A 13,556-nucleotide genomic window follows, 5' to 3' on the forward strand; every position below is an offset into this window, starting at 1 on the left:
TTTAGGCCGCGATTCGCCTTCATACGCATGGCTGCAGCCCTTTCTTCCGACGCGCTTGAAACCCGGTTGGCGCAGCTGCGCAGTACCAACGAGGCCGCATTTATGGAAGTGCTGTTCCGGGAGTTTTACCGGCCCCTGGGGCAGGTGATTCAGCGCGTAGTGCAGGACCGGGAGGCCACGGAGGATTTGTTGCAGGATGTGTTTGCGCGCGTATGGCAAAGCCGGGAAACGCTTGTCATTACCACAACCTACCGGGCCTACCTCTACCGGGCAGCTCTGAACGCGGCTTTGCGCTACGTGGAGCGGGGCAAGCGGCAGGTAGCCTGGGACGAAGCCACCGGCAATGCGGAACCCCTCGGGCAGAGCGCCGACGAGGAATTGCACCACCAGGAAGCAACTGAGTCGATAGAAGCGGCGCTGGCTGCCTTGCCGCCGCAGTGCCGGGCCGTGTTTATGCTAAGCCGCTACGAGGAAATGACTTACCAGCAGATAGCCGAAACGCTGGAAATTTCGCCGAAAACCGTGGAAAATCAGATGGGCAAAGCCCTGCGGGTGCTGCGTCAGCAGCTAAGCGGCGTTCTGCGTAACCTATACAGCTGGCTGTTTTAGCCGTGACCAATAAAGGCCCGTTGAGGCCGGTGAGTTAGCTGAGAAATTCAACCAACAACCGGACCCCAACGGGCCTTGCTGACCGACTGGGAGTTATTCCCGGATAAGCTTCAGGACTTCCTGCTGTGGACCCTGCTGTACGCGCAGCAAGTAGAAACCCTGTGACCATTGCTGAGCTTCCGGCAACGCTACTTCGTTGCTGCCTTTGCCCAGCGTTACTTTCCGCGACACCAGCACGCGGCCCACGGCATCGGTCACGAGCAGCGTGGCGGGGCTGGTCTGCGACGTACGGACTACCACGCCCACGCCCGCATTCTGGAAAGGGTTGGGATACGCCTGCACTGCGAAAAATGCCTGTAAAGGCACGTTGATGGTGCGCACCGGGGCCAGGTGCTCCACCCCGTTATTGTCTACCTGCCGCAGCCGGTAATAAACCAGCTCCGTGGCGTAGCGAGCTACGTTCACGTCCTTGAACCGGTAATCCTGACGTTGCGCGGTGGTACCGTGCCCGTCTACCTGCCCAATGCGCCGGAACGTGGTGCCATCCACGGAGGCTTCCACTACGAAGTGGGCATTGTCCTTTTCGGTGGCTGTGGTCCAGCGCAGGATGCCATTTTCGCCCTGGCGCTCGGCCGTGAAGCTAAGCAGCTCCACCGGCAGCGGGTTGGCCAGGTTGCTGACGGTGAAAAAGCCCAGCGCATTGGAGCTGCCGCTAATGCTGCGGCTGCTGGCGTTGGTGGGGGCGCCCAGTGCCACCCAGGGGCCCGCAGCGGCCGAACCGCGCCAGATCTGGGCCTGCGAGAAATCCGTCAGCCCATTATCATTATCCGCAAGCCAGCTGAGCTGCACCTGCACGGGCGTGGTCGGCGCGGTGCCTGCGTCTACCCACCACAGCTGGTCGATGCCTTTGTTGCTGCCCAGCTGACCGTAGCTCACGCCAGCAGTCTGCAGGCCGGCCGTGCGTGTGGCGGCTACCGCGCCCAGCGCGTTGGTGCCGGGGTTGAGGCTGAAGCCGTGGCCGAAATCGGTGGCGCTGCCGCCAGCCAGGCTGCTGCGCTCAATACGCAGATTGCCCTGCACGTACTGTTTGGTGCCTTCGCCGGTTAGCACGGCGTCATTGGGTAAGGTGATGGTAACGGCCACCGGCGTTTGCACCATGCCCTTGGTGAGCGTGAGCGAATCGGTGATAGTGGTGTTGGCGAGAAACTTCAGTTGGTTGCTGCCGTCGGGGCCGGAGTTGCTCACGCGCACGCGGGCCAGGGTGGCGCCGGTGGCATCCAGCTCCTGCGGTGCGCTGCCTGCAAATACCAACTGCCCGCCGGACGTAAGGCTGCCGGCATTGGTGAGGTTGCCCCCTATCACCAGCCGGCCGTTGTTGGTAAGCGTGCTACTTGCCTTGTTGGTTACAGCTTCCGAAACGTAGACCGTGGCCCCGGCTTCGATGGTGATGACGGCGCCATCATTGGTAAGGCCCTGGGCCCCGGCGGCAAGAGGGGTCAGCCCCAGCAACGTGGCTGTCATTCGTTGAGCGAGTAGCGTTTTCATCAATAGAGGCAGGAAAGAGCGGTGCGAAAAACGGTAAATGGCAGAGACACAAACAAAAACATCTACTATCCGGCATAAAGATACAAGGCGGGGTAGCTTTCCTGTACCGGCATAAACATGCTGGGTGCTTGGAGCCCTGCTACAGCTATGCCTGGGTACGGCGCGCATTCGCTGCCAAGGACTTATCAAACGAATATAGGAAATAGGCTGCTATTCCTTACCCGTGATGAATGCCAACGACCGGGTTTGGGTGGTGAGCGGGTGCTTTCGGACCGTGGCTACGCCTTCGCTTATGAGGGCATGAACGTACCGGAAGCGGGTGCAACGGGGCAAAATAGCCAGCGCATTGGGGCGGCAGCTGAGTTGCTGAAAAACTTTTTTGAAAAAACTTTCGGCCGCGTAGGGGTAGGAGCCGGGTTGTGGGTCTTAGAAGAGAAACCAATCTTCTGTTCTCTTCAACCCCCTTTTCTGCTATGAAAACTTTCCTGCTCTCCGCTCTGCTGCCGCTGACCGTTCTGCTGGCCAGCTGCCACAACGACCTCATGGGCCCTACCGTGCGCGGTAGCGGCCCCATGACGTCGGAAAACCGTTCTATCCGGGACTTCACGGAGCTTGAGCTGCCCATCGATGCGGAGGTATACCTCACCCAGGGCCTCACGCAGGAAGTGCGCGTAGAAGCGCAGCGCAACATTCTTGACGTGCTGGAAACCGACGTAGAGGGCAACCGGCTGCACATTGACTTTGGCCGCACCACCGTGCGCAAGCATGACCGGATTCGCGTGTACCTCACCACACCCACGCTCAGCCGGGTTATTCTGGCGGGCTCCGGACGTATCGAAAGCACCAACACTTGGCTGCTGCCTCGCCTTGAGGTGTCCATCAGCGGCTCCGGCAGCACCGACCTGGCTTGTGAGCAGGCTACGGCCGTGGCTACTACGATTTCGGGCTCCGGGCGCGCTAACTGGCGGGGCAACGCCGCCCGCCACGAAATCAGCATCAGCGGCTCCGGGCAGGTAAACAGCTATGACCTCGATACCGATGCCGTTGACGTGGATCTGGTTGGCTCGGGCCGGGCACGGGTAAGCGCGACCGAAAAGCTGGATGTACGCATCAGCGGAAGCGGCAATGTGTACTACAAAGGCGAGCCCAGTATCAATACCCAGATATCGGGCTCGGGCCGGGTGCTGAGCGACAACTAGCGTCCGGCCGCCCTGCCCGCCTGGGTTGAAGGAGGGGGCAGAGCGACACTTTCCAGGACCGGACATAGTGGGCACCAGTCGGAAAATCCCGAATTTGGCGGGCCAGTCGGTTCCTTTGGTACCAGCCATTGGCTGACTCATCGTTTCTTCGCGCTATGTCTGCCCCCGTTCCTGCGTCCGATGCTCCCTGGGAGCTGCTTGCCAAGCAGCTGGCGGGCGAGGCGACGCCGGCTGAGCAGGCCGAGCTACAGGCCTGGGTTCAGGCCCAGCCCGAGCGGCAGCAGTGGCTGCGGGAGACTACCCGGGCCTGGGAGCAGGCCACCCCACCAACCGTGCTCTTTACGGAAGCCAGTGTTGAAACAGCTTGGCAACGCTTTCGGACACGGGAAAACATTCCGGCTGCAAAAGCCGAAGCTGCGGCCCAGCCCGAGGCACGTGTGGTATCGATGTGGGCCTCGCAAGGCTGGTTGCGCGTAGCGGCGGCCATTCTGTTGCTGCTGGGCGCCGTGGGCTTGTGGCGCTTAACCCGCTCCGGGGCTCCGGCCAGCCTCCCAATGGTGGCCGTGGAGGCCGGCAGCGCGGTGCGCGTGGTAGGCTTGCCGGATGGGAGCAAGGTGTGGCTGAACCGCCAATCCAGCCTCCGGTACGCCGCTGGTTTCAGGGCCGGGCAGCGGGAAGTACAGCTGACGGGAGAAGCTTTCTTCGAAGTTACGAAAAACCCGCAGCGGCCCTTCACCGTGCTGAGTTCAACGTCCCGCACGCAGGTTTTGGGCACATCGTTTAACGTGCGGGCTTATCCGGGGGAGGACTCCGTGGAAGTTTCCGTAGTAACGGGTAAGGTAGCCTTTGGGCCCCGGGCTGCGCCCGCCGATACCGTGCTGCTGCTGCCCGGCCGGCGGGGCGTAGTTCAGGGTAAGCAGTCCCAGCGGCCCCGCCGTACACTTACGGCTGACCCCAACTTCCGGGCCTGGCAGCAGCAGGAAATGAGCTTCGACAATGCGCCGGTAGCGCACGTCTTGCGCACCCTCGAAACCACTTTCCACACGCACGTAGCGGTGTCCGATTCAGCGCTGCTCACCTGCCGCTTTACGGGCACGTTTCCGGCGCCTACGCCCGCCCAGGTGTTGCGCGTGCTTAGCTTGGCCCTAAGTGCTGAACTCTCCACCAGCCCAGACGGCAGCTACGTGCTCCGTGGGGCCGGCTGCTCCGCGGCGGGGGCTCCGCGTCCGTAAACAACGCCACTATTTTTTGCTTTCCGGCTCTATACCGACGCTCCGTACTTTTGCTGGGCTATCCGGTCTGTATGCGGCACCTGCTCCTGTTTCTGCTTTGTTGGCTGCCCCTGCTGACCTGGGCCCAGATGCCCCCGGTGCTCCAGCGGCCGGTGCCTGTTACAGCCGAGAATCAGCCCTTAAGCATCGTGCTACGCCAGTTGAGCCGGCAGGCGCGCGTATCATTTAGCTATAGCAGTACCGTAGTACCGCTGCAAACCCGCGTTACGATTCCACCGGGCCCGCCCCGGCCCCTATATTATACCCTTGATGCCTTCTGCCGGCCGTTGCGACTCTCCTACGCCGTGGTGGAAGGCCAGGTAGTGCTCTGGCGCACCGACGACCGGCCCCCGGCGGGACTTTTGGCGGGCGCGGGCGTTTATCCCAAGCCTCTTGGGCCACCGGCTCCACCCCGGCAGGCGGTACCGCTGCGCCCCCTGCCTACCCGCCGGGTAGGAGTGCGGGTAAAAAAGTCCCCTTTGGCCCGGCAACTGACCACTACCGCTAATGCCACGGCTTCCGTGGCCGCTATGCCGGTGCCTGACTTATCAGGCCCGACGCTCTCCGCCGCCGATACCATCAACATGGCGGCCGATACAGCCGCGTATTTCAACCTGGGCAATATTATGGCGAAGGCGCAGCAGACCTTAGCCGCCATGAAGCGCCAGGCCCAGATCAAGGGCCGGCAGCTGAAAACCACTGCCCAGCGCGTGGCCGCCGTGCCGCCCCTGGACTTTAGCGCCGACTCGGCCCGCTGGCATCAGCGGGGCGCGCGGGCTTCCCATTTCATCGACAGCCTTACCGTGAGCATCATGCGGGCAAAAGCGGGCCTGCACGCGCGCGACACGGCTCTGGCCAACGTAGTATTCCCACGCTCTGATAACTCATTGTATGACGAGCACAAATGGCAGATAACCCTGGTTCCACCCTTGGGCACCAACGGGCTCCGGGCCGGCCGGGCCGTTAACCGCTATTCCGTGAATGTGCTGGTAGGCTACGCCGCCGGGCTGCGCGGTCTGGAACTGGGGTCAGTACTCAACCTCGACCGTGACACGGTGCGCGGCGGGCAGCTGGCGGGGGTAGGCAATCTGGCCGGGCGCCACCTGCGCGGATTGCAGGCCGCCGGCGCGCTCAACGTAGTAGGGGGCAGGGGCCGGGGTGTGCAGCTGGCCGGGGTGCTGAACATAGCGGCGCGCCCCCTGGCCGGCTGGCAGGCGGCCGGTGTGCTCAACTATGCCGGCCCGCCCCGCCCCGATGCAACGGAGCCTAGTGGTCCTTTGATGCAAACTGCGGGTGTGCTGAATGTGTCTTTGGCCGAGGTGCGGGGACTACAGGCCGCCGGCGTGTTGAACGTAGCCCGCCGCGTGCGCGGAGTGCAGCTGGGCCTACTCAACGTAGCCGATACGGTAACCGGAGCAAGTATTGGTCTGCTCAACTTTGTGCGTCACGGCTACCACCGCCTGGATGTGCTCTACAGTAAAACCTGGCCCATGCTGACCACGCTCAAGCTGGGCGGCAGTGCGCTGTTCTACACGCAGTTTGTGGGGGCAGCGCAGCCATTCGATGGTCAGCTGCGCTGGGGCCTTGGGTACGGTTTGGGCACGGAGGTGGCCGCCCGGAGGCGGTTCAGCCTTAGCCTCGATGCGCTGGCCCTGCACGTAAACGAGGAGCCCAGCGGCTGGACGAAAAAGCTGAACCTGCAAAGCCAGCTCCGGCTGCTGGTGGGCTGGGCTTTGTGGAAGGGAGGCAGGATACGCATGGTCGCCGGGCCGGAAGTAAATGTTCTGGTATCGCAGCGCTATGACGCCGACCGCCAGGCGGTGTATTCGCAGATAGGGCAGGGCCAGCATCTGCTAACCGAAAACCTGAACAACTCTACGCTGGTGCGCGTCTGGGCCGGATACAGCGCCGGGGTGCGTTTCTGATTTCTGCATCGCCGGAAAACTGCCCGCAGCCAGGCAAAGCGTCCAACAGCATCGGCCTACCAAACGGGGTTGTCTGCCTCCATAAATCCGGTTGTTGACTACCTATTCCCGGCTCTGCGTACCGGTGGCAGCTTCCTTTGGGCTTTCTATTCCAGCTAGCCCATGCTACACGTGCTACGTACTACGGCAGTTTGCCGGTTGAAATTCTGGTTACTTGCCTGCCTGCTGTTTTGCCTGGGGCTGGGCGCCCTGCCCGGCCGGGCCCAAACGCCGGCCGGTAACGTAGGTATCGGCACTACTGCCCCCACGCAAAAGCTGGATGTGGATGGCAACCTGCGCGTTCGGGGCCTTTCCGGCACCGGCGTGCGCCTGCCCCAGGTTCAGCCCGATGGTACTCTTGGGGTGGGGGCTCCACTTTTCTCCTCGGCTCCGGGTGGTTCGGTTCTACCGCTGGACGCGCTGCGCATTGCGCCGGATGGCGAAGAGCGCACCTATGATGTGGTGCTGTACAACAACCGCCTCTATGCCGCCACCGACAACGGGCTGCGAATCTACGACGTGAGCAACCCCGCGGTGCCCGTGCTGCTGGGGCAGCAGGCCAGCGGCGCCAACGCCATAGCGGTAAGCACCAGCGCCGGCCGCACCCTGCTGTACTCGGCCGACTATGGTAACCTGTTGCAGGTATTCGACGTCACCAACCCGGCCGCCGTTTCCTTGCTTAGCCAAGCGGCTACGGGAGAAGGCTCACCCACCAGCTCGTATCCTATTGATATAGCCGTGAGCGGTACGACGGTGTACGTCGTTAATGCTGATGGCAATACCCTGGAAATATTTGACGTGAGCAACCCTCTCGCGCCGCCCGTGCGCCGCAGCACCACGCTGCTGGCTCCCTACACCAGCACGCTGAATGGCCTACGCGTGACCGTGGCGGGTACTACAGTGTACATCATCGATGCTGAAAACAAGGCGCTGTACGTGTATAATGCCAGCAACCCCAGCGCCCCCACGCGCCTGAATGGTGCTGGTGGCCTCGCGCTGAGTGCAGCTCCGTACGGACTGGCGTTGGCCGGCACTGCCCTCTACATTGCCACCAACGACGGCAAACTGCACGTGTATGATGTAGCTACCCCTGCCAACCCGACGCTGCTGGGTAGCGCGGCGGGCGGCTCGTCCCCCATCGACTTGGCCGTGGCGGGCACGAAAGCCGTGTTGGTCAACTACGACGCTACCGGCGTACAGATATTCGACATAAGCAATCCGGCCGCCCCTACGCTGGAAAGCACCGGCCCGGCTCTTCCGGCCGCCGTGGCGGCTACCGTGCCCAGCTATGCCTATCCGTACTCCCTGGCTACGGATGGCACCACGGCATACATCGGCGTTGATTTTTCCAGCCTGATTGGTGTGGTGACGTTGGGCGGGGCCCCTCGCGTGGTTGTGGTCGGGCCAGACGGCTCGTTGGGCTCGGTACCGGCACCCGCCGCGCCGACGCCCGCGCCTACGCTGAGTTTGAGCGGCCAAACGCTAAGCATCAGCGGAGGCAATAGCGTAACGCTACCCTCCACCGCCACGCCCGGCGACAACCTGGGCAACCATACGGCCACGGAAAATCTAAAGCTGACCGGCAAGTGGCTCAGCAACGACGGCGGCAATGAAGGCCTGCGGGTAGACAATGCCGGCAACGTAGGCGTGGGCAGTGCGCCGGCTGCCTCGCGCCTGCACGTACTCAATAGCGGCTCCTACGACGTAGCAACCTTCGAAAGCGGCAACGCCGGCCCGCACCTGCAGCTAACCAAGACCGGGGCCGGCACCGCCGTGGTCGACTACATCGGCACCGACTTTGGGGATGCCAACCGGCAGGGGGCGCTGGAGCTGCGCGGGGTGAAATCGGTGACGGTGAGCGGGGACGGCAACCCAGATGCTCCCGACCTGGTGGTGACGGAAGCCGGTAACGTAGGCGTTGGTACGGGCAGCGCGGCGGCCACTTCCCTGGATGTAAATGGTGCTCTGACGCTACGGCCTAATGCCGCCCTCATCAACCTGACCGGGGACAACCAAGCCGTGGCGGTGGGCAACCGCTCGTTTTTGCAGGTATCTTCCAACTCGGTCACGGCCACCGACCGCACCATTGTTCTTGGGGCCGGGACGCAGGCCGGGCAAGTGCTTTATTTGATGAATATGGCCAACAACTGCGAACTGGTGGATTTCACTGGTGTGGTGAACCTAAGCCAGACGCGTATTCTCACCGCCGGCGACGTGCTGCAGCTTATCTGGAGCGGCACTAAGTGGTTTGAGGTGTCCTACAGCGACAATTAGCGCGGGCTTTCCTCAGAATTATCTTATTCGGGGCCTAGGGTTGGTATAGGCTTCTAATAGACTTCTCTCGAACTCCTCCTGGACCCCCCAGCTTGCCCGTTAGTAAAAAAGTGCAAAACGAGGAGCAGCCGTCTGTGCCCCAGCGTTTCAACAACTGGCACGGCCAGCCGTTCAACTATTTACGCAGTCAACTATCCAGCCATCCAGCCATATCACCCCCGTGGCTTATCGGGGGCGGGGGCGCGCTTGGTAGGCAACAGCCGGCTTTTCAGGGAAGATGATACGGTGGGCTGGGTTTGCTTTACCAGCCAGTCATTCATCAGCTGCAGGGCTTTGGGCGAGAAAACGGGCTGCTGCTGGCCGCTCACCATAGCCCATTCAGCTACAGGCGGCTGAAACCAGTGGTTCACGTTGGCGAGCTTTTCGGTTTTCACCTCCGGGCTGTTGCGCAGGCCTTTGCTGAGAATCGATAGGTTTTTTCCCGAGGCCACCTGCAGGTCGTCGGTGCCGTTGAGGGCCAGCACGGGGCACTTCACCTCGCCCAGCCGGGCCGCCGGATCAAAGTCCAGGTAAAACCGGTGCCAGGTGGAGGTAAGCTGGTCGGCGCGGGCCGATACCATGGTATGGTCGATGTCGGCGTTGTTCTGGCGCAGCATCACACCTACTTTGGCACGGGCCAAGGCGTTGTTGGGCGTCTGGCGGATGGTTTCCACCATGCGGTCTTCCAGATCCAGCGCCGCCTTCACCTGGGCCGTGTTGGCTCCAATCAGCCGCATAATCTCTACCTGCTGCTGGCGCAGCACTTCCCGGCCGGGCTGCCCGTAGCCCGCCAGCGAAATTAGAAAATCGGGGCCTTTGGGCTGGGCGGCGGCCAGCAGCGCGATATTGGCGCCCTCGCCGTGCCCGATCAGGCCTACCTGGGTTTTCTTCACGCGGTAGTGGGCCCGCAGGTAGCCCAGCGCAGATTGTGCGTCGCTCACCAGGTCGGCGGTAGTGGCGGCCAGGTACTTGCCGTTGGATTGGCCCACGCCCCGGTCGTCGTAGCGAAGCACGGCAAAGCCCCGGCGGGTGAGGTAGTCGGCCAGAATGGCGAACATGCGGTACTGCTCCTGGGACGCGTCGCGGTCTTGGGCGCCCATATCCGATACCAGCGCCACGGCCGGAAACGGCCCGGTGCCGCTGGGCATCGTGAGCGTGGCCCCCAGCCGCAGCTTGGCTACTTTATTGGGCACAATAACTTCTTCCTTTTTATAAGGCGGGGCCGCCTTGAAAGCGGCGTTGACGGCCGAGGTGGCCGTGCGCGTCAGGATCAGCTCACTTTTGAGGCCAGGCTGCTCCCAGGTGCCGGCCATAAGCTTGCCATCTTCACTCAGCTTGCCCACAAAGCGGCTGCCGGCCTGGTCGATGCGCAGCTGCACGTCCCGGCCTTTCACCTGGGCCTCCACCGGCATGCGGCTTACCTTCTGCTTGGGCACATCGAGGGCCGCGTAGTAGCCGCCGGTGCTCAGCGGTACAATGGTGACGATAAGCTCCATCTCGCCGCCGGGCACTTTGAGCTGCCCTGTCCATTGTCCGTTTAGTACGGGAGGCTCGGCACCAGCCCAGGCCGAAGACACCGACCACAAAAAGCCCCAGATAAGAAGGAATACGGGTAACATTTTCTTCATAAAATTAAAATAAGCAGTGGTTAAATGCAGGAAGGTGTGCTAAGCGGCAGGGAAAATACCAAAAGAGGCGTAGACTTGCCCGTTGGAGTTGGGCATTGCGGCCAGGATGACGCTTGCGGTGCGAAAAACGCTGAAAAAATCTGCCGGTCACTGGCCGTCTTCAACAGCAGTTCGTGGGCCAACCCTTATGTTTGAGAAGCTGCCGGAAAACCATGTCATCTGAGCCGCCGGGACGCCTGCTGCCGCACCTGCAACAGAGCGGCAACAGGCGTCATCCGTTATATTCGTTGCTGTATGCTACACGCTGTTCTCTCTCGTTTCTTCAGCGGCGCGGCCCTGCTTGTGCTGACGTCCGCCGCCGGTTTGGCACAAAACGCTGCGCCGGGCGCGTCATCTACTGACCCAGCGCAGTGGACCGCCGAAATGCGCGCCTTCGCCCGTCAGGATAGTCTTACCCCGCCACCCAGGCGGCCCATCCTGTTCTATGGCAGCTCCTCGCTGCGCAAGTGGACGACGCTCCAGCAGGATTTTCCGGGCCTGCCGGTGCTCAACCGGGGCTTCGGCGGCTCGCGCTTCCCCGACGCGCTGTACTTCTTCGACCCTGTAGTGCTGGGCTACGAGCCCCGGCAAGTGGTGATATATGAGGGCGACAACGACATCGGGGCCGGGGCCAGCGCCCAGGAAGTGTATGCCTCTTTCCTGGAGTTTGAGCGGCGTATGCGCCAGCATAAGCCCCTGCGCCGGGTGCCGCTGGTGTTTCTGGCCATCAAGCCCAGCCCGCTGCGCTGGGCGCTCTACTCCAAGGTGCAGGAAGCCAACCGGCTTATCCGCACCTACATTGAGGCGCACCCGCAGTACCTGCGCTTCGTGGACACGGTTACGCCCCTGCTGGGCCCCGGCGGTAAGCCCCGCCCGGAACTCTACGAAGCCGACAGCCTGCACCTGAACTCCGCCGGCTATAAGGTGTGGACGCAGACGCTGGCACCTTATCTGCGCCGGTAAGCAGAAAAAGCAAAACGGGCCGGCAGAACGTATCTGTCGGCCCGTTTCAGCAAAAGGAAAGCTGCGCCGGGGCTACTTGCTCAGCAGGAAACCGATGGTGAAGTTGGCCTCCCGCACGGCGCGGTAGATGTTCTGGCCGGCCTTCGATTTGGCGTTGTCGAGCTTGTAGACGCCGGCAGCGTTGAGCACGGTGTGGAACCCGGCTTTCGCCACCTTCCGACTTTTCTGCTCATTGATGCGTTCAATAAAGGAGCTGAAGCATTCAGCACGAAAGGTGAACACACAATTTTATCGGTTTAGAGGATTAATTGGCGCGGTAGGGCGGGAGAAGAGAGAAAGGCGGGAGAAGAGAGAAATAGAAAGCACTGCCAAATAGCCTCATCCGCTACCCGCAACGAACTGCTGGGAAGCCCTGAGTGAACTGCACTACCAAACTTTAGGCATGGTACGGGTTATGGTATCCCTAAGCCATTGATAATCCGGCAGCTGTGCCAGCTTCTGCAGCAACTCCGGTGGCACACCGGCCAGCCCAACCAACGCCCCGGCAATCTGGCCGGCCATAGAGGCATTGGTATCAGTGTCGCCCCCGGTGGCCATAAGCTGCTGCAGCAGGCGGGTTAGCCCCAGGTCCGGAACTTTGGTGGCGCAAAAAATAGCAAACGGGACAGAGTTGACAACGTGCCCATTGTTGCCCAGCCGGGCGGCCTCAACAATAGTGGCCTCGGGTGGGTAGAGGCTTAGTTCCTGCAGCCGGTCCTTCAGATTGGTATCCGGCAGTTCGGGCAGAACAAGCGCCAGCAGATTGTTGCGGCCGGTCCAGGTCTGGTGCAAAGCGGCCCTGATAGCCAGATACACGGCCAGCGCGCCGGCGTAGGCGTCTTCGTTCTGGTGCGTAATGCGGCAGGCGTCGTAAATAGTTTTCCGGGTGGTGGTCGGGTAAAAGGCGAAGGGAGCTATGCGCATGGCGGCTCCGTTGCCTGCCGCAAAATGCCCCCGCCGGCCGGTTTGCGTCCAGTGCATACCCGCTTCCGTGTCGCGGATGGCCTGCAGCGTAGTGGCCCCCAGACCGGTGAGTTTGCCTTGCCGATAATACGCCACAAACTGCTGCCCCAGATGGCCCGGGTCGAAGGGGCCGGCGGCCAGCACTTCGCACGTTGCCAAGGTCAGTTGCGTGTCATCGGTCAGGGCCCAGTTCCGGGTCCGGGCCGGTTGGCCGCCGAGGTAGAAGGTAGAAGCCGCAGGAAGTGCTTGCTCGTTTTCAAAGCTGCTGCCCCAGGCATCACCAATGGCCCCGGCCAGCAGACAGCCCTGAAATTTCTCATATAGCATATGTTGCAGCAGCTGCATCCTGATTTTTGAACCAAAGGCGACGGGCGAGATTCAAGGAATAACTTCTCAGGCGTAATGTTACTCAGCGCAGCCAAGCAACTGCGGCAGAGCCGTGCTCCATTAGTCCTCTATTGCCTCAATTCCCTGCTGCCGGAGGCGCTCCAGATTATCCCGCATAGCCTTGAGCTTATCGGGCGAGTGGCCCTGCCACTGCGTCACCTCACCGGCAACCCGTAGCGGACTGCGGGAGCGGTAAGACCGGGTAGGGTTACCGGGAAACTTCTTGTCCGTCAGGTTAGGGTCGTCTTCTATCGGGCCGGTGGGCTCCACTATATAGATGCGGCCCGGGCCTTTGCCCTGAGCCAGCTCGGCGCCCCAGATAGCCGCGTCCAGGGTAGCGCTCAGGTACACGAAGGAAGCCTTCTTCCGCTGGCCGTAGTTGGACTGGTAGCCGGGCGCAATCAGGTCGCCGGGTTGCAGCGCGGCCTTAGTACCGTGGTAGAATGGCTGGGAGCCGGGGTCGGGAGAAGTTTGCATGGGATTCTGAAGCGGTTAATACGTTTGCTGCTTGACGCTATTCAACGATGCCGGGTGTAGCGTGCAAGCTGGAATGACACGGCGGAAGGTAGCTGCTGGTTGGCGGGCGTCAGTTTCAGCAGGGGCAGGGTATTAGCCATACAAAAAGCCGCTGCAGCC

11 protein-coding genes are annotated in these 13,556 nt (G+C 61.9%); 6 read left to right on the plus strand and 5 right to left on the minus strand.

All coding sequences use genetic code 11. The features are described from left to right. The first annotated feature begins 27 nt into the window (after window positions 1–27). Complete coding sequence (locus I5L79_RS07205) at window positions 28–609, plus strand: RNA polymerase sigma-70 factor (protein WP_196954346.1); 582 nt, start codon at window positions 28–30, stop codon at window positions 607–609. A 93-nt stretch (window positions 610–702) separates the two neighbouring features. Here I5L79_RS07205 and I5L79_RS07210 read toward each other — a convergent pair whose 3' ends face one another. Beyond that, window positions 703–2,154: a T9SS type A sorting domain-containing protein gene (locus I5L79_RS07210; protein WP_196954347.1), complete on the minus strand. Its 1,452-nt coding sequence runs from the start codon at window positions 2,152–2,154 to the stop codon at window positions 703–705. A 473-nt stretch (window positions 2,155–2,627) separates the two neighbouring features. Here I5L79_RS07210 and I5L79_RS07215 point away from each other — a divergent pair, with 473 nt between their 5' ends. The 4 genes from I5L79_RS07215 (at window position 2,628) to I5L79_RS07230 (ending at window position 8,862) form a co-directional block, all read left to right on the plus strand. Then, on the plus strand, window positions 2,628–3,353 hold the full coding sequence (locus tag I5L79_RS07215; protein WP_196954348.1) for a head GIN domain-containing protein: 726 nt from the start codon (window positions 2,628–2,630) through the stop codon (window positions 3,351–3,353). 155 nt (window positions 3,354–3,508) lie between these two features. Further along, window positions 3,509–4,585, plus strand: coding sequence for a FecR family protein (locus I5L79_RS07220; RefSeq protein ID WP_196954349.1), 1,077 nt, complete (start codon window positions 3,509–3,511; stop codon window positions 4,583–4,585). Window positions 4,586–4,656: 71 nt separating this feature from the next. Continuing rightward, window positions 4,657–6,549, plus strand: coding sequence for a hypothetical protein (locus I5L79_RS07225; RefSeq protein WP_196954350.1), 1,893 nt, complete (start codon window positions 4,657–4,659; stop codon window positions 6,547–6,549). 162 nt (window positions 6,550–6,711) lie between these two features. After that, window positions 6,712–8,862 (plus strand): LVIVD repeat-containing protein, encoded by a 2,151-nt coding sequence (locus I5L79_RS07230; RefSeq protein ID WP_196954351.1) that lies wholly within the window; start codon window positions 6,712–6,714, stop codon window positions 8,860–8,862. A gap of 212 nt (window positions 8,863–9,074) precedes the next feature. Here the strand turns inward: I5L79_RS07230 and I5L79_RS07235 are convergent, their stop codons facing one another. After that, on the minus strand, window positions 9,075–10,529 hold the full coding sequence (locus I5L79_RS07235; protein WP_196954352.1) for an alpha/beta hydrolase family protein: 1,455 nt from the start codon (window positions 10,527–10,529) through the stop codon (window positions 9,075–9,077). A gap of 294 nt (window positions 10,530–10,823) precedes the next feature. Between I5L79_RS07235 and I5L79_RS07240 the strand changes: the two genes are divergently transcribed. Continuing rightward, window positions 10,824–11,531 carry a GDSL-type esterase/lipase family protein gene (locus I5L79_RS07240; RefSeq protein ID WP_196954353.1) on the plus strand — a complete coding sequence of 236 codons (708 nt, stop codon included), beginning with the start codon at window positions 10,824–10,826 and terminating at the stop codon, window positions 11,529–11,531. A gap of 72 nt (window positions 11,532–11,603) precedes the next feature. On the opposite strand, the gene I5L79_RS07245 is transcribed toward I5L79_RS07240, so the two are convergent. From I5L79_RS07245 to arr, 3 genes are all read right to left on the minus strand, one after another. Then, complete coding sequence (locus tag I5L79_RS07245) at window positions 11,604–11,813, minus strand: hypothetical protein (RefSeq protein WP_196954354.1); 210 nt, start codon at window positions 11,811–11,813, stop codon at window positions 11,604–11,606. 144 nt (window positions 11,814–11,957) lie between these two features. Next, window positions 11,958–12,860: an ADP-ribosylglycohydrolase family protein gene (locus I5L79_RS07250; protein WP_196954355.1), complete on the minus strand. Its 903-nt coding sequence runs from the start codon at window positions 12,858–12,860 to the stop codon at window positions 11,958–11,960. Window positions 12,861–12,980: 120 nt separating this feature from the next. Continuing rightward, on the minus strand, window positions 12,981–13,397 hold the full coding sequence (gene arr, locus I5L79_RS07255) for an NAD(+)--rifampin ADP-ribosyltransferase (protein ID WP_196954356.1): 417 nt from the start codon (window positions 13,395–13,397) through the stop codon (window positions 12,981–12,983). Between the last annotated feature and the right edge of the window lie 159 nt (window positions 13,398–13,556).

The organism is Hymenobacter guriensis (genome assembly GCF_015773195.1).
GTDB lineage: Bacteria > Bacteroidota > Bacteroidia > Cytophagales > Hymenobacteraceae > Hymenobacter > Hymenobacter guriensis.